The following is a 20,664-nucleotide window of genomic DNA, read 5'->3' as shown; positions in this document are numbered from 1 at the left end:
CGTTTTATAGCACTAAAATACGTTTTGAGCCAAAACGGCTTGAATTTGTCATGCCCATCCCCACTTTAGTAATGAGCATCACCGAATGCATTTTTACTTTACTCGTTGATAACAGACTATACCAACGCTTAGACTATGATAATTTATCATGCTCTTTATAATACGTTTGTTATCTCATAAATTTATAAATAAGGATTTATCATGACTGTATCTGTGAAAGTTTACACTACCCCTATCTGCCCATACTGCTCAAACGCCAAACAACTACTAAAAACCAAAGGCGTTGATTATGAAGAAATCGGCATGCATGATATGAGCAGCGAAGAGCGCCAAGCGTTAATGAAAAAAACCAATAATTACCGCACTGTGCCGCAAATCTTCGTTGGTGAAACCTTTGTCGGTGGTTTTGATGAGCTCAACCAAATGAACCAGCAAGGCAAACTTGACGAGCTATTGGCAGGTTAATCTGCTACCTTTCTTTACTGTCTGTCTTTACTTATGTAAAGATAGGCAGTGGCAGGTTTTAATAGAGCAGTAAGAAGTAATGATAAAAAATATCGAGACAATACCAAAAAATAGTCTCGATTTATATTACAATGAACTTTTATTAAAATGACGATTTGCCCAATCATTTGATTTAATTTTAGAGGATTTACCATGGCTGAAGAACAAGCACAACCACAATTGGCACTAGAACGCATCTACGTAAAAGACATGTCACTTGAAGTCCCAGGCGCTAGCGTATTCACCAAAGAGTGGAACCCAGAGCTTGATATTAACTTGTCTAGCAACGCTGAAAAACTAGATGACGATCATTATCAAATCATCCTAACTGTGAGCGTTACTGCCAAAAATGCGGAAGAAGCAGCATTTATCGCTGAAGTGCATCAAGCAGGTATCTTCTTACTAAAAGACATTCCAGAAGATCAAATCGGTCAAATCTTGGGTGCATACTGCCCTAACGTGTTGTTCCCATATGCTCGTGAAGTCATCAGTGACATCGTGACGCGTGGTAGCTTCCCGCAATTGCTACTAGCACCTGTAAACTTTGATCAAGCATATGCACAGAGCCAGCAGCAAGCACAAGTTGATGCTCAAGGTAACGCATAAGCATTAATTAAAATATATGAGCTTTATCAGTCACATGTTTTGATAAAAAGGCCGTTTACTTATAATGAGTAAGCGGTTTTTTTGTGGGTATGTTTTATGAGGCATAAAATCATCAGCCATAAAAAAACCCTGTTATTAAACAGGGTCTTCAACAACTACATCGACTGCTAAATCAATTAGCTAACATCGATAATTAGCCTTTTAGTGCAGATAGGATTTGCTGCTTAACGTCATCGATACCTTGCGTACCATCAAACTTGTCATAGTTAGGCGCATCATCGCCTTCTTTAGCTTTGTCTTGGTAAAAACCAACCAATGCTGATGTTTGCTCATGATAAGTAGATAGACGGTCACGAATAGTCGCTTCTTGGTCATCTTCACGCTGGATGAGCGCTTCACCAGTGACGTCATCGATGCCTTCAACCTTTGGTGGATTGTGATCGACATGATAAACACGACCTGAACCTGGATGCTGACGACGGCCAGACAAACGGCTCACGATTTCGTCATCAGGTACGCTGATTTCGATAACATGGTCGATAGCAACATCAGCGTCTGCAAGTGCTTGCGCTTGAGGAATAGTGCGCGGGAAACCATCTAGGATACAACCATTCACGCAATCAGGCTTAGCGATACGCTCTTTCACTAGGTTGATAATGAGGTCATCAGAAACCAAACCACCAGCATTCATGATATCTTTGGCTTTTTTGCCAAGCTCGCTACCTTCTTTAATTGCTGCACGTAGCATGTCGCCAGTTGAGATCTGTGGAATATCATATTCTTTAGAAATAAACTGGGCTTGGGTACCTTTACCGGCGCCTGGTGGTCCTAGTAAAATAATACGCATCATTACACGACTCTCCTTAATAGATAGGATTTTGGGATTAATAAAACTCTGGGATTAGTTGTTTGCAAAGCTACCTTACCTTGTGGCCCTGCAAAGCTCAAGTATTTTCATTATTGATGTGACAAGTTGGCATGACTTATCTGTTCATACATGGTCAATTCAAGATAAAAAGCAGCAGTATTGACTGCGTTTGGAGTGCCCATTTATATATCTGGGTTACCTTTATATCTCTTTTAATCAAGTCAATCATAACACTGCTGCTCGCGTCCATACTGAGCAACAGCGTCTATATAATAAATACCATTAGCGTCCAGTATTTATATTACTACTATGGCTATGGAACTTGCTGATTTATTTCCACGTTGACCTGATTTTGTTCTGCGCTGATAACCACTGGATTACCCGAGAGGTCGCCTGACTCTGCGGTAGCATTGCCACTATGACTGATACGAGCGATGACCGCTAGCTGTACTTTATCAGAACGAGCCGACCCTAGGGTACGCTCTGGCATCATAGCATCAAGATCACTTAGGCTAATAACCGCTTCGCCTTGTTTGATATTGCTAATCGGTAGACGCTTAGCCGCAAATGGTGGACCACCTTTCACGTCACGTATCGCTACAAACAGCGTATCGTCAGCTTTTACCAATGGTAACAGACTAGCATTTATTTTGACTGTCACTTCGACGCCTTCAGAGGCTTGCTGTTGCTGCATCACCACATTAGCGCTAAGCTCATCTAGACTTGATAGCGCTTGCGTATGATCACCTGGTTTGGCCGCGATACTGTCACGCAGACGTTTAATCCAGCCTTGCGCTTGATCGAAGTTACTAGCACGGGCTTCACCCATCGCCATAAGCATTTGTGCGCCCTCATGCTCTGGGTTTTTGGCCAGTATGTTTTCTAACACTCGGCGGCTATTGGCATCTAACTGACCCTTATTAGCAAAGAAACTAATCTGCGCATAAGTGGTCGCAATCTCTTCGTTATCAGGTGATAGACGATAAGCGCGCGACAAAGCCTCTAATGCCGAATCAGTCGCCTCTAATGACAAGAACAGCTCCGATAGGCGCATCCAGCGATTGTAGTCGCTAGCATGACGATAGACGTTAGTCTGCATGGCACTAATCAGCTGATTACCATCTTCAATTGCCCAAGCCGGTGGCTGATCGATTCTACCTGTTAATAGATCGTCTGCCACTTGACCGACTTTGTCCTCAGCAGCCCATAGCTCAAATACAGGTGTGCGATCACCGACCATCAGATATGCCATGGCCGTTAATACAGGCACCCAAACCATAATAATCAATCGGCTTTTGATACCTGGCGTAACCATCGGTGACACTTCACGCTGAGCATCCAAAAGCTGACGTTCAAGCTCAAGCTTCTGGTTTTGATAGTGATGGTCATCAATGATACCACTGTCTTTGTCTGTTTTCAGCTCTGCTAGTCGCTCACGAAACACAGCAACGTTGATATCCAGCAGTTGATTGTCCACAGGCATGCTATGCGAACGCGGTGCTCTTAACCACGGCTTAATGGTGATAACACCCAATAAAAGAGCGACAAGTAAACTTAGCGCAATAAATAAGCCAACAGTAGAAAATATGGTCATTTTTTGCCCCCAAGGCTTGTAGTGTCGTCTTTGTCATCGTTATTGGCTCGTGACAATAAGCGATCAAGTTCTGCTTTTTCAGCGGCAGACAACGCTTTGACATGGTTGTCTACTGCTACACCACTCTCGCCGCTGGCGACAAGCTGACGGCGTTTACTTTGCCAAAACCAACCGGCCAATAAAACGATCAATAATAATGGTGGGAAAAACCATAAAATCCATGTTGAAGGACGTACTGGCGGCTTATAACTTATAAAATCACCATAACGCTCTTGCATATAGGCTCGAATTTCGCCATCACTACGACCATCTTTTATCAAGTCATAGGTTTTTTGCTTTAAGTCTTGGGCAATGGGTGCATCAGACCCTGCCAAGTTTTGGTTTTGACATTTCGGGCAGCGCAGCTCTTCGATAAGACCGCGGTACTGGGCTTCTTGTTGCACAGAATCAAAATCGTAGACATCAATGGCAGCAAAGCTTGCCATGCTGAATAGACAAGCGATAAACAAGCTTACTAACTTTATGGTCGCGTTTCTTATTTGGTAGGCTATCATTTGCACGCCTCCGCAATTTGGCTCGGATCTGGACTGACACCATTATTACTAGCGTCATTGAGTACCATTAAGCAAGGCGTAATACGACTTTGCCAATTGCTCTCATTGATCTCACCGATGATATGCTGACGAATAATCCCATCACCATCGACGATGAAAGTCTCAGGTGCACCAGTCAGACCCAAATCTAGAGCAAACTGCCCTGACAAGTCTTGAATAGACATAGAGAACGGGTCGCCACCGCGATTCAGATACCCTAACGCATCACCAATATCATCTTTGTAGTTTACGCCCACTAAGTTAACACCGCGCTCTTCTAGCTTCATTAGAAAAGGATGCTCAATGATACAAGTTGGACACCAAGAGCCCCAGATATTCATGAGGAATGGCTTATCTGGCAAGTTGTCATTGGTCATGATACGACTCGTATCTGATAATAACGGCAACTCAAAGGCAGGTACTGGACGCTCAAGCGCTGTATTGGTCACGATATCAGTCGGTTTGCCCAAACGCATATAGAGCATAGCGACCAAACCAATAAAGATAACCAGCGGAATCAAAAACCCAATTTTAAGTTTTTTCTTAGTTTTTACTTTATTGCTGCTTGGTGTTTTGATCTCGTTGACAGATTCTTGCTGAGCTTTTTTATCAGATTCATTGTTTGAGGTAGTCATATTAACGCTCCCCTATCTTTGTAGCTGACGTATCCAAATCCGCAACCGTCGCAAAGCCTGATTTTTTGGCCGCGATTTGCGCAGGTGTTTTGGTTTTTTTAATACGGTAACGATTGTCTAGCATACTGAGCAATGCACCGAACGCCATGATAAGCGCACCCAACCATATCCAGCGGATAAGCGGTTTGACATAGATACGGAAAGCCCATTCATTGCTATCTTCAGCAATTGGCTCACCAAGTGCTACGTACACATCGCGCATCAGATTGGCATCAATCGCAGCCTCCGTCATCGGCATCATACTGATGATATAGTTACGCTTTTCAGGATATAACGTGGTCACTTCTTGACCGTCTTTACTGACTGTTACTTCTGCTTGCGTAGCGTCAAAGTTACTGCCTTTTACTTCACTAAAGCCTTTCACCGTAAAGTCATAGCCTTGCACATTGACATTATCGTTAGGCCCTAGTGCCACATCGCGCTCAATACTCAACGTACTGGTAAATGCCACGCCGATAACTGCAATGATAACGCCAATATGAGCGGTCTGTTGACCCCAATAACTTAGACGCAACTGACGTAAGCCGTTTAAGCGACTTGGTGCATTTTTGGTCTTGTCTTTGAAATCGACAACCATCCATAACAACACCCAAAAGCTCACAGCCAATGTGACACCGATATTTAACATCGCTGATGGACTGGTGAAATAGGTGATAATAGCGGCTAATACCAAACTGCTCACCGCGATAACCATACCAGCACCCAATAACGGGCGGCTGTCTTGTTTCCAGCGGATATTAGAGCCCATACCCATCGCCACCAGTAGTAGCCATGTCAACGGCACAAATAGAGCGTTAAAGTATGGAGGGCCAACAGATACCTGACCTAAATTAAAGGCATCAGCAATAATAGGATAGAGCGTCCCAAGTAGTACCACTAAGGTTGAAATTAGAATAATAACGTTGTTAATTACCAAAAATGATTCACGTGAGATAAGTCGATACTGACTCTCGACCGTCAAACGCCAACCACGTACAGCAAACATCAGCAGACCACCACCGACGATGATACCGAGGATGACTAAAATCACTAGACCACGCGTTGGATCAGCGGCAAATGAATGCACTGAGGTGATGACACCTGAACGTACTAAGAACGTACCAAGCAAGCTAAGCGCAAAAGCAAAGATTGCGAGCATGATTGTCCATGCTTTAAATACACCGCGTTTTTCGGTGACAGCAAGTGAGTGCAGTAGCGCCGTTCCTGCCAACCACGGCATCAATGAGGCGTTCTCTACTGGATCCCAGAACCACCAACCGCCCCAGCCAAGCTCATAATAAGCCCACCATGAGCCAAGCGCGATACCAACTGTTAAGAAACCCCAAGCAGCCAAGGCCCATGGACGCGACCAACGTGTCCATACCGCATCCAAACGCCCTTCCCACAATGCTGCCATACAAAACGCAAATGGCACAACCATGCCCACATAGCCCATATAAAGCATCGGTGGATGAATAATCAGACCAAAATCTTGCAATACAGGGTTTAGATCTGCGCCATCAACAGGTAGATTAGGTAATGTGCGATCAAATGGTGATGAGGTAAAGATAAGCATCGCTAACATCATCATCTGCACGCCTGCCAATATCACCAGCACTCGCGCACGCATAGACAACGGTAATCCACGACTGAAGTAAGAGACCAGCGCACACCAAGTGGCCATGATGGTCATCCAAAGCAGTAGCGAGCCTTCATGCCCGCCCCATGTCGCCGACAGCTTATAGTACCAAGGCAGCAATGTATTGGAATGCTGAGTGACGTAGACGAGACTAAAGTCGTTGTAATAAAAGCCTGCCATCAATGCTGCAAATGAGGTGATCATTGCCGCAAATTGTGCCCATGCCAGACTTGGCGCCAAACGCTGCCAAGCGACGTGGTCACGCATGACGCCAATGGTTGGTAGTACCACCTGCAAAATCGCCAATATAAAAGCGGCCAGCAAGGCAAAATAACCCAATTCTGTGATTAACATACGGTCTAACCTTGTTTACCTTGGATACAATTAAGGGTTCACCGATGGCATTGCTAGCCACTGGCAAACGCTAATAGTCCTTTATGCGGTCATAGTTTACGGTTAAAAACTGAGGTTTCAATTGCTGTAGAAGCACATAAAACCCGCTACTATCATTGTGACGTACCAATATGAATGATTGATACAAAATGCTTATCTGTTGTTAACTTTACATTTTTTAGTTATTCAAAGCTTATTCAATACAGCCGTTCATAACTAATTAAAAATAATTATTAGTGCATTATTGCATTGAGGGGAAAAATACTAACACTAAATGCAACCAACCTGCTAGAAAACCAGTCAAACCACCCAAAACAATCAACGTCATCTCATCCTCTCGGAAAGCTGGACGTAACAGATTTTGAAACTCATTTGGCGTGAGCGCACGTATTCTATCGCGAAACAGACCGAATATCTTACTGGCTCGGCTTTCATTTAGCTCAGGATCTCGCAGTGGTACCATTGTTGCGACAATAGACTTGTCGATAATGGTATTTTTGAGTTGTCCATAATCACGGCGACCCAATCCCACACGTAATGTCGTACTAATCACTGGTGACTCTAGCACCGTATATAGATGCGATTTCATCAAATCACGGGTTTGCGCTGAGCGATCGCCATACATCATTTCATTCATGATGTTTTCTAAAGTGACCAAATCCTTTACCACAATTTCAGCAAAAACCTCAGAAACTTCCTCTTGGCGCTTCATGAAGCCGCCTTGCAAACGATACTTTGCGATATGCGGTATGACGGGTTTGATAAATGGAAAGCGACTCTGCACCGTAAACAACTTCAAATAAGGTATAAAGTGCGGCTCTACTGGATTAAATACCATCCAAATGGCAATCCAATTGGTGAGAAAACCCCAAATCGCGGCAAAGAACGGTACGGTCCAATGCTGCGGCACTACCAAAAATATAAACATCTGGATAATACCAAATACCAGACCAATCAAAGCACTGATGTGCCAGATAAAGTCGATCTCTTTTTGTCCGACCTTTAGAAACATATTGACCATCAAACGACGATCATTTTCCATGGTATTGACAATCATTTTGCGCATATCGACCAAGTCTTCGACATGATAAGTCAAATCTGTCACAAGCGACTGCATAATACTGGGCAGCTCTTTATGGGCTTGCGCATAGACACGGCGCTTTAGGGCGTAAGGTAGATTGCCCCACAATGCTGGCGAGTGATCCAACATAATCTCATCAATCAATGGCTCAAGATTTTTGTCTACCGTATCAGTGACAAATATCGCCATTTGCTCAGGCTCCATCGCCTTAAAAAACTCATCAAGCGAACCGAGTTTTGAGAGCGTCTGGTCAACGATAACTCCTGATATCTTGCCCGCTTTGCGCGGAACAATACCTTGCCAACCGATACCTGGCAGCCCAAAAAATGGGAAGTTCGGAATACGAATACCCCAGAACTTGACCGGATAGAACAGCATCTTGAGCGCCATCCACACATGTACCCAAGTGACGAATGCCGTCACTGGTGGGATGGTCAGCATGGCAAAAAACTCTGGGTGTTCAGCTATCGTCTGCCATAATGAATTTACGTCCATGACTTATCTAGTCCCTGACAGGTTGATTGTCGTTGCTAACATTATCGCTACTGATAACGAAACTTTAGCAAAATGAGAACGTTTCAAAAGACGCTCCGCCCATAATAACTACTATAAAATAAATCGCCTGATTTTAGCATACTTGCCATTTATTAGCACATATAGACCAGCGGCAAGTTGTGACTAAAGATGACATGGTTCATATCGTCTGTTAACCAACAAAACCTGAATATAAGCCAGTTCTTGGCTATCAGATAACCAGAACAAAATATATGACTGAGTACTGCGCCTGCTCATTTGTTCTGTTATAATTTGTAGTGAAATAACAAAAACTACCTACGTATAAATGACTGCATGACGATTTCACACCATACCCTTCTATGTGATTGAAACCATTTGCATTATCTTTTAGACTCACCGCACTTTGGTTAACCAACCTGCCCTCTTATTTTTCTTTTATTGACTCACTGACCTTTTGGGCTCTGATCTTCTATGAATAAACCGATAACTCCCAATACCGAACAGGTCAACAGCACCTTTACCAATCGTATTATCATCTTTGGGATTATAATATTGATCGGTTTGGGCGGTTTGATAACACGTTATGGGTATTTGCAAGTCTACGCTCATGATCAATACACAACGCAAGCCGATAACAACCGTATCAAACTGATATCTGCGCCGCCTAGTCGTGGGTATATCTATGATCGTAACGGGGTAATACTGGCAGACAATCAGCCTGTATTTACAGCGATGCTCAGCCCTGATGAGGTGGAAAATCCTGAACGTACGTTGCATCTGCTTGCGCCGATTTTTGATTTAACCGATACAGATATAACTGACATCTTGGCGCGTCTAAGTAAAAATAAAAACGACCCTGTGACGATTAAGATTGATTTAACAGAAGCACAGTTGGCTCAGTTTAGTGAGCGTAAGCCATTCTTCCGCGGGGTATCTATCCAAAGCAAGCTTACGCGCTCTTATCCTTATGATGAGCTGTTTGCCCATGTCATTGGCTATGTCGGACGTATCAATGACAAAGAGTCAAAGCGTATCGATAAAGACCGTTATGCTGGTACTGACTTGATTGGTAAAATTGGTATCGAAGATTATTATGAAGATATTTTGCTTGGGCAACCAGGTTATCAATCGGTAGAAACAGACGCACATGGTAATATCTTACGCCAGCTGGATACCAAGCCGCCGATAGCGGGTAACGATATTACGTTGAGCTTGGATTATGGCTTGCAAACTATCGCCCAGCAGCAACTTGATGGACGCCGCGGTGCAATCGTTGCGATAGACCCAAAAAACGGTGATGTATTGGCATTTGTTAGTAATCCAAGCTACGACCCTAACCCTTTTATATCAGGTATCTCTTTTAAAGATTACGACGATCTGCGTGAAGATTTGGATCAGCCACTGTATAACCGTGCCCTCCAAGGTACCTACCCACCTGGTTCTACTATCAAGCCATTTGAGGGTTTGGGCGGTATTCATTATGGTCTACGTGATTGGAACAGTACTATCTATGACCCTGGTTATTTTAGCTTACCTGGTGATACGCATCGATTCCGCGACTGGAAACGTGGCGGTCATGGCACGGTAGATCTAAAAAAATCCATCGCGATGTCGGTCGATACTTATTATTATAAGTTGGCCTATGAGATGGGTATTCAGCGTCTGCATGACTGGATGGTGCGTTTTGGTTTTGGTGAAGATACTGGTATTGATTTGCCTAACGAAAAATCAGGCATCATGCCATCACCAAAATGGAAAAAAGACACTTACGATAAAGACTGGCTACCGGGCGAAACCATCTCTGTCAGTATTGGACAAGGGTATTTCTTGGCGACGCCGCTACAGATTGCCAACGCTACAGCCATGACAGCCAGTAAAGGTCAGCATATCACCCCGCACTTATTAAAGAGCAGTGACGGCGCCGCAGACGTCAAAATCATCACTAAGCCAGATGGCAAAATCGACTATAACGGTAAGCCGTCCGACTGGTTGCGTATGCATGATGCGATGGAAAGCGTGGTAGAAAACGGTACAGGACGCGGTATCTATACCCCGCGCTATCGTATCGCTGGTAAAACAGGTACTGCACAGGTGAAGTCTATCGCGCAGGGCAAGCGCTATGACAAGTCAGCAATCGATAAGCGCCACTGGGATCACGCTTGGTTTAATGGTTTTGCGCCAGTAGAAGACCCGCAGATTGCCCTTGCAGTATTGGTTGAAAATGGCGGCGGTGGTAGTGCTGTTGCAGCACCTATTGGCCGTGCTCTGTTTGACTACTGGGTATTACAACGTAAGACAGATCCTGTGCTGCCACCTTCTGCTGATGAGCTAAAAGTCATTAAACGCCAAAAGGCTTTTGAAAAAGCCATGCGTGATGCCATTCGTGATAAAGAAGCAAAAGCATTGGAAGAGAAAGAAGCCGCGGAAGCTGAAGCGGCAGCAGCGACGTCTGAGTAACTAGACGTTTAAGTACTTAATAGTATAAAAAGCAAAACCTAGCAAAGAATTGGTAAGCGAGACACAATAATGAAAAAAGCCTCAAATGGACGCGCACCAAAGAACAACCGTAAGGCGAAAAGTGCGGCAGTGGGTGATGTGCGCATCATTGGTGGTCAGTTTAAACGCCGTATTGTAAGTTTCATCGATGCAGATGGCCTGCGCCCGACCCCAGATCGCTTGCGGGAGACTTTATTTAACTGGCTACTCGCTGACATTCATGATGCCCATGTACTCGATAGCTGTGCTGGCAGTGGCGTACTGGGGTTTGAAGCGCTATCTCGCGGTGCGGCCCACACAACATTTATCGAAATCAATCCAGCACAAAGCAACATGCTACGTCAGAGTGCTGAGCAATTACGTCTTGAAGCTGCTGCTTATCAAATCTTCACTGGCACTGCTGAGCAAGTATTACGTCAAGAGCATCTGACTGCACGCCCCTTTGACATCGTATTTATCGATCCACCTTATGCTCAGGATTTATGGCAGCCTATTTTGACTGCGCTTATTACCAATACCTTAATAAATACTAAAACACTAATTTATTTAGAAGCTGATAAAGATTTGGCAGCACAGCTTAAGCAATTGGAAGCGTCACTAAATGAGAATTTAGACCCTCAATCGAGCGTTACTCAGCAACTAATCGCTTTTGAATGCTTGAAACAAACCAAAGTCGGACAAGTTGTTGCTGGACTTTATCGTCTATCATCGTCATAATTGTCGGGTTAATGAAAGCCGTTAACATATTTTACAAATGTTTAGAACCGCTAAAAACTGGCCGACGCTGCAGTTTAATGTATATAAGGCGAAAATAAACCCCAATGCAGCTTGCAAGCGTAGGCGCTACTGCTTATAATGTGCAGTCTGTTTTTTGAGAGCCCCGTTCCCAGCTAAACTCTCAACGAATTCTAATTTTAAGGTTTTATCATGAAAACACTTAGTGCAAAACCAGCTGAAGTGACCCATGACTGGTATGTCGTAGATGCTGACGGCAAAACCCTTGGTCGCTTAGCCACTCAAATCGCAACTCGCTTACGTGGCAAGCACAAGCCTTCTTTTACTCCGCACGTTGATACTGGTGACTTTATTGTTGTCATCAATGCTGACAAAATCACGGTAACGGGTAAAAAAGCACAAGACAAAAAGTACTATCGTCACAGTGGCTACCCAGGTGGTATTAAAGAAACCAACTTCAATAAGTTGCTTGCACATAAGCCTGAAGATGTTCTACACAAAGCAGTTAAGGGTATGCTTCCAAAGGGCCCTCTTGGCTATGCGATGATCAAGAAGCTGAAACTTTATGCGGGTACTGATCATCCACATACTGCACAGCAACCTAAAGAACTAGACATCTAAGGATATACTTATGGAACGCAATTACGGAACTGGTCGCCGCAAGACGTCTACTGCTCGTGTATTTTTATCAAAAGGTACTGGTAGTATCGTTGTTAACGGTAAGCCACTTGACGAATACTTCAGCCGTGAAACTTCACGCATGGTTGTACGTCAGCCATTAGAACTACTAGACTCTGCTAACGCATATGACTTATATGTAACTGTTGCAGGCGGTGGTATTAGTGGTCAAGCTGGCGCAATCCGCCACGGCATCACACGTGCATTAATCGAAGCTGACGAAACTTTGAAGCCTGCCCTAAAAGCAGCTGGTTTTGTTACTCGTGATTCACGTCAAGTTGAACGTAAGAAACTGGGTCTACGCAAAGCACGTAAACGTCCACAGTTCTCAAAACGTTAATCAAAACTCTCTCTTATCTTTTTGCTGCTGTTGTCTTTTTCTCAGAGCTTCAGTAGCAAAGTTAAATAAGAGTCTGGTTTTGCAAAACCTTATAAGCTGGTCACAGCTTATAAGGTTTTTTTATGCCTACTGATAGCACTTTAATTGTCTTAATCAAACCAGCTTTGTCTTACAGCGATAATTAACATGAGTGCCTTGTTTCGACACTACAAAGTAGAGCGTCTGTAGAAATTCTAACTTGCAAAGCATTAAACGCTACCCCATCATATCAGTAACTTTTTATTATTAGCCATGATGCCTCAAACCGTGCCGCAGAAGGATATTATGAAAGCGCCAGAACAATTCGACCCTAGCAAGCCATCTGCCAATAGCAGCGTGCCGCCTAGCATGAAACAATCGGCTAAGTCGCCTGCTATACCTGCTGGCACACCGACGATTACTCAAAATCATAAGCGTACAGCGCAAGCAGATAACAAGCCATTTCAGTGGCAGTTTTTATTACCAAAGAATTGGGGCATTTGGTTATTATTCTTAATAATGCTACCGATGATATATCTGCCGTTACGTTGGCAGTTTTGGCTAGGTCGTAAGCTTGGTATATTGATTTATAAAGCTGCTGGCTCACGTAGACGCGATACGCTAATCAATCTTAAGTTGGCTTTTCCAGAGAAGCCTGAAGCTGAACGTGAATTAATGGCCAAGCAAGTATTTGTCAATCAAGGCATTGGTGTGTTTGAAACATTATGCGCTTGGTTCCGACCCAATATATTTACTAGAACTGTATCCATCTCAGGGTTACAGCATATTGTTAATGCGCAAAATGAGCAGCGGCCAGTTATCCTGCTCGGTGCGCATTATACGATGCTAGATTTGGGCGGCCTATTATGTGCACAGTTTTTCCCTGTAGATTGTATGTATCGTACGCAAAACAATCCTTTATTAGACTGGTTTATTTATAATGGTCGTACCAATATATTTGGTAAGCAAATCTCTAGTCGTGATATGCGTAGCTTGGTTACCTCTATTAAAGCGGGACACGTCATTTGGTACTCTCCTGACCAAGACTATGGCCTCAAGCAAGGTGTCATGGCGCCATTCTTCGGTGTGCCAGCTGCGACGATTACTGCATCGCGTCGCATGGCAAAACTGGGTAGCAAAGCACAGCCACCAGCTGTCATGGCACTGCATACTTATCGGCAGACGCCTGACAATTTGCCGCGTGGTAAACGCCCACACTATCATTTAACGATTACACCAGAACTAGACAATTATCCAAGTAATGATGAAGTCACTGATGCTACTCGGGTCAATGAAGTCTTAGAAGGGCTCATTCGTATTGATCCCACTCAGTGGATGTGGTTCCATCGCCGCTTCAAACATGGGCCAAACGGTCGTACCGATATTTATAAGTAAGCCTTTATTCCCAAAAATATTGGTGAAGTTTGCTATACTTTGCGGCTAATATTTTGCATTTTAGCTATGCACTGATAATAATTTGATAAACAAAATGACGGATTTTCCATGAGCAATAACAGTACTCCTGACAATCAAACTTCTGAGACTTCAACCGAAGCCAAGCGCATTCTGACTGGTATCAAACCGACTGGTATTCCGCACTTAGGTAACTATGTTGGCGCGATTCGTCCAGCGATTGAGTCTATTCAAAATAGTGATCATGAAGCGTTTTTCTTTTTGGCAGACTACCATGGCATCATCGGCTGCTATGACCCTGCTATCATTCATGAATCGACGAGAGCCATTGCCGCTACGTGGATTGCTTGTGGTCTAGACCCTGAGCGTGTGACGTTCTACCGTCAGTCAGACGTGCCTGAAATTCCAGAACTTGCTTGGATCTTGAACTGCTCATGTGCCAAAGGTTTGATGAACCGTGCCCATGCCTACAAAGCAGCCGTTGATATCAATACAGAAAAAGCCGATGTCGATCCTGATCAAGGTGTCACCATGGGGCTGTTTGGTTACCCAGTGTTAATGGCGGCTGATATCTTGATGTTTAATGCGACCCACGTGCCTGTTGGTCGTGACCAAGTACAGCATATCGAGATGGCGCGTGATATCGCAGGTACTTTTAATCATCGTTATAAGTCGCTTTTCACGTTACCGTCAGCAGTCGTTGATAACGATATACCGCTGCTTACTGGGCTTGATGGCCGCAAAATGAGTAAGAGCTATAGCAATACGATTCCCCTATTCGGTGAGCCAAATCCACAAGTTAGTCCTGAAAAACAAATGCATAAAGCTATCATGAAAATTGTGACTAACTCACAGCTACCTGATGAGCCAAAAGATCCTGATGATTCAGCTATCTTTGAGATTTATAAAGCATTTGCGACCGCTGAAGAGATTGCTGATATGCGTGCGCGTTATGCCGCTGGTATTGGCTGGGGTGACGCTAAGCAAGCTCTGTTTGATAAGATTAATGACGAAATCGCGCCATTCCGTGCACGTTACGAAGAGCTGATGGCCAATCCAAAAGAGCTAGAAGAAATCTTGCAGATGGGTGCGGATAAAGCCCGTCGCCATAGTCGTAAGCAACTAGACAAAGCTCGCCGTGCTATCGGTATTCGTCCACTTGCTAAGCTTAAATAATCGTTGCTGGAATAGTCGTTTCACTGGCGCAATTTATTATCAAAGCGGGTGCTAAACGTGCAAAATGAACTAAACATCAGACAGGCGGCTTTGTCTAAAGCCGCCTTATCTGCTATGGCTGATTCAACCTCCGAGCCTATGGACAATCAGAGCGAGCTTGATGAGTCAATCAACCATGATATGTCGCTACGTATTTATCAAACGCCTGTGCAGCATTTGCCAGAAGATCTATATGTACCGCCGCAAGCCTTTGCTATTTGGTTAGAGCAATTTGCTGGTCCATTGGATTTTCTGTTGTATTTGGTCAAAAAAAACAACGTCGATTTGACCCAAATGCCCATTTTGCCTATCACTGAGCAGTACTTAGCTTATATCGGTGAATTGGATACCGATCACTTTGAATTAGCGGGTGATTATCTGCTAATGGCATCAACGCTCATCGCTATCAAAACCGAACTGCTATTGCCCGCCCCTGACACCCCAACCGACGAGCGTGATCCAAAAACAGAGTTGATCGAACGCCTCGAAGAGTACGCGCAAATCAAAGTGGTCAGTCAGCGCCTAGACAATCTAGTACGCTTAGAACGTGATGTGTTTTTGGCAATGGTTAGTATGCCTGGTCAAGACGTTATGAATGCGGAGCTACCAAACTACTCACCTAACTTGCTGATTGATAGTTTATTTAAAATGCAGCTACAGCCCGACTATCAAATGCATACGATCAAAGTTGATGCAGTACCACTTGCCGATCGTATTGCCAGTATTAGCAGGCAGTTAAGTACAGATGGGGCGCGCTCCTTTTATGAGCTACTAGATAAAGCACAAGGTAAAATAGGCGTGGTCGTGAGTTTCGTCGCCGTACTTGAGCTTATAAAGCGACAGTTGGTTGGTGTTGTCCATACTGAGGTAGATAGCGATATCGTCAACTCTGCTCTCAATGACGAACCGTCTGATATGGATAGTGAGCCTACCGCACTTACGTTACAGTGGCTTGCCTAGCAGGCTCTAAGACTGTCTCCTAGCCCATTCTCTATCAAAATCACAATATTGAAATAAGAGCATACTTTAGATGGTAGATATTGAAGACCCAAAGCAACATGACGAAACCCAAGAATCAACAGCTATGACTACATCACCATCAGCTGAAGCGCAGCATGATTCTTTGGAAGAGATGAGTAAACGTATTGAGGTGCTGCTGCATGCTTCAGAGGCACCGCTGACCGCTCACTCGTTAAAAAAACATTTGTCATTATCTACTAAAGAATTAAAGCAAACCTTGGAAGTACTCCAACAACGCTTAGATACAGGTGTGCTTAGGCTACATGAGACCGCCAGCGGTTATCGTTTACAGATATCTGATGATTATAGCAGTCTAATCCAGCGTACTTTTCCGCAGCGTCAAGAACGTCTGAGCCAAGCCTTACTTGAAACCCTGAGTGTTATTGCTTATAAACAACCTGTGACACGCAGTGATATCGAGCATGTGCGTGGAGTGACATTATCGAGCAATATACTGCGCCAGTTGTTTGATAAAGGCTGGATTGTGGAGAAAGGCTTTAAAGATACTTTAGGCCGTCCTGCATTGCTTCATACTACTGCGCAGTTTTTAGATGCCTTTGGATTAAGCCATTTAGATGAACTACCACCTATGCCAGATATGGAAACCATACGATCCATGTCTTAAGTTTTCTGCTGAACAAACTATAGTTACTCACACAAAAAAGGACAGACCGCATAGGATCTATCCTTTTTATTACGTTGCTGATTTTGAACTGATATCAAAACCTAGCAATATATCGGTTAATTACTGATTGATAACGTCAACACCCTTTGGTGGTGTAAATTTAAACTGACTGCTACCAATACTTGGGTTCATCTTGATACCGCTAAATTTAATAGAGGTTGTTTGTCCCAGGGTGTCATTCAATACCATCATGACAGGTTTGCCACCACTAAAGCTTATTGAAAGACTTTTGAAACTTGCACTGTCTGACTTAGGATAGAGTACATAGTAGTTCTTGTTGTCATATGGCTGAGTGATCTTGAAGTTTTGATCAATCTTGCTTGGATCACCTGACAGTAGCAAGGCTGGTGTATTACCTACTTGACTGTCAACATTCTGCTTAGTCGCTTGCTCTAAATCCTTGTCATAAACCCACATAGAATTACCATTAGCAACGATCAACTGCTCTGATGGTGACTTGGTTTCCCAACGGAAGTTATTTGGACGTTGGACACTCATGGAGCCTTTAAACGTACCACTACTCGCGCCTTTGGTCGTTTGGCTAAAATTAGCCGTCATACTCTTGGTATTGGTCAGCAATTTGTTCAAACGTTTGGCAGCTGTTAGATTATCAGCAGGAGCTGCGGTAGCCGTTTGAGTCAATGCCATCATTGGCGCTGCGATACCTAGCGATGTCATTAATACACCTGCTAAAGCCCCACTCATCATTTTTTGTTTGGTTGATTTTTTCGTAGATAAGTTCATCATAAATCCTCTCTAAAAAAGCATAATCGCTTTAAAGTTGTCGCTAAAAATAAAATGTTCTATTGAAATTTTTGTTTTCTATAAATACTGATTTTACCAAGCTAAAGCTGGTAACCACCAGCAATGGCAACAGTGTGCCAGTTTTTTTATTACGCGCCTAGTCATGATTTGCAATCTTTACTACGGCTGCCATACACGCTTGTAACCAATACAGTTACACGGTAAAAGTTTGCATTTATAATTATTAGCTACAGTAATTATGCTAATAGTGGCTTTAAAAATATCGCTTAGAATTATTATTAATTTATATCACCCCACAAACGTAAAAAGCCCCTACTACCATAAGGCAGTAAGGGCTTTTTTAATTATCTGATCATTCTATCCAAAGAATAAAACGATCTAAATAGATAATTATGCGTTTTCAACCGTAACATAACGACGGTTAAATTTACCTTTGGTCGCAAACTTTACAACACCGTCATTCAGTGCAAATAAAGTATGGTCACGACCCATGCCAACGCCTTCGCCTGCGTGGAATTCTGTACCACGTTGACGAACGATGATGTTACCAGCTGTGATAGCTTGGCCACCAAAGATTTTTACGCCTAGCATTTTTGGGTTTGAATCACGACCGTTACGGCTCGAACCGGCAGCTTTTTTATGTGCCATGAGAAAATCTCCTTGTTAATTTGACTTATCGCTGATGCGATAACTCTTAAGCATTTAGTGCGCTATTTAGCAATAATTGCTAAATGGATAATTAGGCATTAATCGCTTTGATTTTTAACAAGGTGTACCATTGGCGGTGACCTTGTTCTTTGTGATAATGCTTACGACGGTTGTGCTTGATGATACGGATTTTTTCGCCGCGACCATGCTCAACAACTTCAACTTCTACGCTAGCACCGTCAACAACAGGCTGACCGATTTTGACGTTATCGCCGTCAACAACCATCAACACGTCTTCAAATTTGATTGTTTCGCCTTTTTCTGCTTTTAGTAGTTCAACTTTAAGCAATTCATCGACGACTACACGGTGCTGTTTACCACCAGTTTTGATTACTGCGTACATTGTATGACTCCGTTTAACCCGTGTGCCGTGGCTGATGTTATACCAACGCTTTTACGACGAACACGACAGGGAAAAATTAAAGGCAAGATTTTACGGCTTTTTGCTCATAAAAGCAAGCCGCGCCTCTTGTTTTTGCAAGGTGGTTACACTAATGACCATCTCTCATTTTGCTATAACTGCTGCTCATCAAGGAAAGTCGATAAACGACAATACGAATATAAACATGAGAAATAGTAATGATAAGTGATAGATTAAGCCCAACAGCGGCCATTATAACTTATGCAATCAGTTACTTACAGCCTTTTATGAATCATTTATGTGACCAATAAACTTAAAATGCGCTAGAGGATATATCTTCAAAATACAAGACATTTCTTATCGTTTTTATTCTATTTAATAGGCATAGTAAGCCCTATATATCATACGCTTGACCTACTTGTGCTATATACTTTAACCAACAATCTAAGCAGATAGCTATGCTATCATAAGCGAAATAATACCTTACCTATAGATAGATAAAGTCAAGGTTATAACAATTCTCTTTACTCTTATTAATATGACTATTTATTATGACTAGTACCTCTTTAAATAATACCGTGCCTGCCTCTCAATCGACGCCTAGCTATGCTGATATTCAAAGTATTGTAGCCAATGACTTTGAGGTAATGGACAAGCAAGTGTTTGGCAGTTTGAACTCAAAAGTACAACTCGTCATGAGCGTCTCGCAACACGTGATCAATGCTGGCGGCAAACGTATGCGTCCGCTGATTACGTTGCTCTGCGCACGTATGTTTGATGACAATCCTTCAGAAAAAGCCATGCATCTAGCAGCTATCACGGAAATGCTACATACCGCTACCCTAGTCCATGACGATGTCATCGATGAGTCAGGGCAACGCCGTGGAAAGCCAACGGCAAATGCGACGTGGGACAACGCCACTGCTGTGTTGGTCGGTGACTATCTGATTGCTCGTGCTTTTAATCTCTTGGTTGGTTTTCAGAGCTTGCCGTTGTTGCAAGTGTTCTCTGATGGGACTTGTGACATTGCCGAAGGCGAAGTATTACAGCTACAGCACCAGCATAACCCTGCCGCAACAGAGGAAGATTACTTACGTATTATCGATGGCAAAACATCACGCCTGTTCATGATGGCGACCCAAGGTGCTGCTATCTTGCAAGACAAGACAGAATATATGACGGCATTGGGCGATTTCGGACAGCATTTTGGTAATGCGTTCCAGATTATCGATGATGTGCTCGACTATAGTGGCGATAGTGAGGTGATGGGCAAAAACTTAGGCGATGACCTTGCTGAAGGCAAACCTACCCTACCGACTATCAAAGCACTCGAACTACTCAAAGACAGCGACACTGAAGGCTATGAGCAGTTACGTATTGCCGTTCAGACAGGTAAGACACCAAACGCTGAGCAGCTGATTGAGTTGGTACGTAGTTCTGGCTCATTGGCTTATTGTAAGCAGCGCGCGCTGGAGGAAACCAAACTGGCGCAAGATGCCCTTAGTACGCTACCAGATAACCGTTATCGTACAGGCTTATATCAATTAACTGAACTCGCTAGCGCCCGACTAGTATAGTTAAAGCTGAGTCGTCTGTGTTATTAACTAGGGCGTGTCATCAATTAGCACAGTTATTTTAGAATAAGCTATAGTAACTCTATATTTAGCAATCTGAGTAAAACCCTCATGACAAGACGACATGCCCTACGTGATGACCAATGGGAGAGAATTAAAGACATTCTACCTGGTAAACCAAGTGACGT

20 protein-coding genes are annotated in these 20,664 nt (G+C 43.4%); 11 read left to right on the top strand and 9 right to left on the bottom strand.

Annotation, left to right across the window (positions count from 1 at the left end; translation table 11 throughout):
- Positions 1–201: 201 nt before the first annotated feature.
- Together grxC and secB are read left to right on the top strand one after the other, a co-directional pair.
- Complete coding sequence (gene grxC / locus QO187_RS12815) at positions 202–465, top strand: glutaredoxin 3 (protein WP_021813631.1); 264 nt, start codon at positions 202–204, stop codon at positions 463–465.
- Between the two features lie 192 nt (positions 466–657).
- The gene (gene secB / locus QO187_RS12810) at positions 658–1,110 is read left to right on the top strand and encodes a protein-export chaperone SecB (protein WP_057760989.1); all 453 of its coding nucleotides are present in this window, start codon (positions 658–660) and stop codon (positions 1,108–1,110) included.
- A gap of 193 nt (positions 1,111–1,303) precedes the next feature.
- Here the strand turns inward: secB and adk are convergent, their stop codons facing one another.
- The 6 genes from adk to QO187_RS12780 form a co-directional block, all read right to left on the bottom strand.
- Complete coding sequence (adk, locus tag QO187_RS12805; RefSeq protein ID WP_180952604.1) at positions 1,304–1,957, bottom strand: adenylate kinase; 654 nt, start codon at positions 1,955–1,957, stop codon at positions 1,304–1,306.
- 334 nt (positions 1,958–2,291) lie between these two features.
- Complete coding sequence (gene ccmI, locus QO187_RS12800) at positions 2,292–3,572, bottom strand: c-type cytochrome biogenesis protein CcmI (RefSeq protein WP_101206371.1); 1,281 nt, start codon at positions 3,570–3,572, stop codon at positions 2,292–2,294.
- Positions 3,569–4,057 (bottom strand): cytochrome c-type biogenesis protein, encoded by a 489-nt coding sequence (locus QO187_RS12795; RefSeq protein ID WP_371548551.1) that lies wholly within the window; start codon positions 4,055–4,057, stop codon positions 3,569–3,571. The genes ccmI and QO187_RS12795 overlap by 4 nt, the downstream gene beginning before the upstream one ends.
- 65 nt (positions 4,058–4,122) lie before the next feature.
- The gene (locus tag QO187_RS12790) at positions 4,123–4,800 is read right to left on the bottom strand and encodes a DsbE family thiol:disulfide interchange protein (protein ID WP_102093741.1); all 678 of its coding nucleotides are present in this window, start codon (positions 4,798–4,800) and stop codon (positions 4,123–4,125) included.
- A 1-nt stretch (position 4,801) separates the two neighbouring features.
- On the bottom strand, positions 4,802–6,832 hold the full coding sequence (locus QO187_RS12785) for a heme lyase CcmF/NrfE family subunit (protein WP_102091007.1): 2,031 nt from the start codon (positions 6,830–6,832) through the stop codon (positions 4,802–4,804).
- 280 nt (positions 6,833–7,112) lie between these two features.
- Positions 7,113–8,447, bottom strand: coding sequence for a hypothetical protein (locus QO187_RS12780; RefSeq protein ID WP_101206367.1), 1,335 nt, complete (start codon positions 8,445–8,447; stop codon positions 7,113–7,115).
- A gap of 492 nt (positions 8,448–8,939) precedes the next feature.
- Here QO187_RS12780 and mrdA point away from each other — a divergent pair, with 492 nt between their 5' ends.
- From mrdA to scpB, 8 genes are all read left to right on the top strand, one after another.
- Positions 8,940–10,925 (top strand): penicillin-binding protein 2, encoded by a 1,986-nt coding sequence (gene mrdA / locus QO187_RS12775; protein ID WP_191113959.1) that lies wholly within the window; start codon positions 8,940–8,942, stop codon positions 10,923–10,925.
- A 69-nt stretch (positions 10,926–10,994) separates the two neighbouring features.
- The gene (gene rsmD / locus QO187_RS12770; RefSeq protein WP_102093745.1) at positions 10,995–11,681 is read left to right on the top strand and encodes a 16S rRNA (guanine(966)-N(2))-methyltransferase RsmD; all 687 of its coding nucleotides are present in this window, start codon (positions 10,995–10,997) and stop codon (positions 11,679–11,681) included.
- A 210-nt stretch (positions 11,682–11,891) separates the two neighbouring features.
- On the top strand, positions 11,892–12,320 hold the full coding sequence (rplM, locus tag QO187_RS12765) for a 50S ribosomal protein L13 (protein ID WP_057761004.1): 429 nt from the start codon (positions 11,892–11,894) through the stop codon (positions 12,318–12,320).
- Positions 12,321–12,330: 10 nt separating this feature from the next.
- Positions 12,331–12,717: a 30S ribosomal protein S9 gene (rpsI, locus tag QO187_RS12760; protein WP_021813618.1), complete on the top strand. Its 387-nt coding sequence runs from the start codon at positions 12,331–12,333 to the stop codon at positions 12,715–12,717.
- A 324-nt stretch (positions 12,718–13,041) separates the two neighbouring features.
- Entirely contained in the window at positions 13,042–14,130 is a 1,089-nt protein-coding gene (locus QO187_RS12755) for a lipid A biosynthesis acyltransferase (protein WP_102093747.1), read from the top strand.
- 108 nt (positions 14,131–14,238) lie between these two features.
- Positions 14,239–15,324 (top strand): tryptophan--tRNA ligase, encoded by a 1,086-nt coding sequence (locus tag QO187_RS12750; RefSeq protein ID WP_102093748.1) that lies wholly within the window; start codon positions 14,239–14,241, stop codon positions 15,322–15,324.
- A gap of 138 nt (positions 15,325–15,462) precedes the next feature.
- Positions 15,463–16,323 (top strand): ScpA family protein, encoded by an 861-nt coding sequence (locus tag QO187_RS12745; protein WP_102093770.1) that lies wholly within the window; start codon positions 15,463–15,465, stop codon positions 16,321–16,323.
- Positions 16,324–16,447: 124 nt separating this feature from the next.
- Positions 16,448–17,008 carry an SMC-Scp complex subunit ScpB gene (gene scpB, locus QO187_RS12740; RefSeq protein WP_102093772.1) on the top strand — a complete coding sequence of 187 codons (561 nt, stop codon included), beginning with the start codon at positions 16,448–16,450 and terminating at the stop codon, positions 17,006–17,008.
- Positions 17,009–17,128: 120 nt separating this feature from the next.
- On the opposite strand, the gene lolA is transcribed toward scpB, so the two are convergent.
- The 3 genes from lolA to rplU all read right to left on the bottom strand — a co-directional run bounded on the left by lolA (position 17,129) and on the right by rplU (position 18,884).
- A complete protein-coding gene (lolA, locus tag QO187_RS12735; RefSeq protein ID WP_057761010.1) occupies positions 17,129–17,815 on the bottom strand; it encodes an outer membrane lipoprotein chaperone LolA in 687 nt (228 codons plus the stop codon).
- A gap of 408 nt (positions 17,816–18,223) precedes the next feature.
- Entirely contained in the window at positions 18,224–18,481 is a 258-nt protein-coding gene (gene rpmA, locus QO187_RS12730) for a 50S ribosomal protein L27 (RefSeq protein ID WP_021813611.1), read from the bottom strand.
- Positions 18,482–18,572: 91 nt separating this feature from the next.
- The gene (gene rplU / locus QO187_RS12725) at positions 18,573–18,884 is read right to left on the bottom strand and encodes a 50S ribosomal protein L21 (protein WP_057761012.1); all 312 of its coding nucleotides are present in this window, start codon (positions 18,882–18,884) and stop codon (positions 18,573–18,575) included.
- Positions 18,885–19,453: 569 nt separating this feature from the next.
- On the opposite strand from rplU, the gene QO187_RS12720 reads away from it, so the two are divergent.
- Entirely contained in the window at positions 19,454–20,479 is a 1,026-nt protein-coding gene (locus tag QO187_RS12720; protein ID WP_179798402.1) for a polyprenyl synthetase family protein, read from the top strand.
- The last annotated feature ends 185 nt before the right edge of the window (positions 20,480–20,664 follow it).

The sequence above is a fragment of the Psychrobacter sp. Arc9 genome (assembly GCF_041431295.1).
Classification (GTDB): domain Bacteria; phylum Pseudomonadota; class Gammaproteobacteria; order Pseudomonadales; family Moraxellaceae; genus Psychrobacter.
The sequence above is the reverse complement of the archived record's forward strand: the minus strand, read 5'-3'. Positions and strand labels throughout refer to the sequence as shown.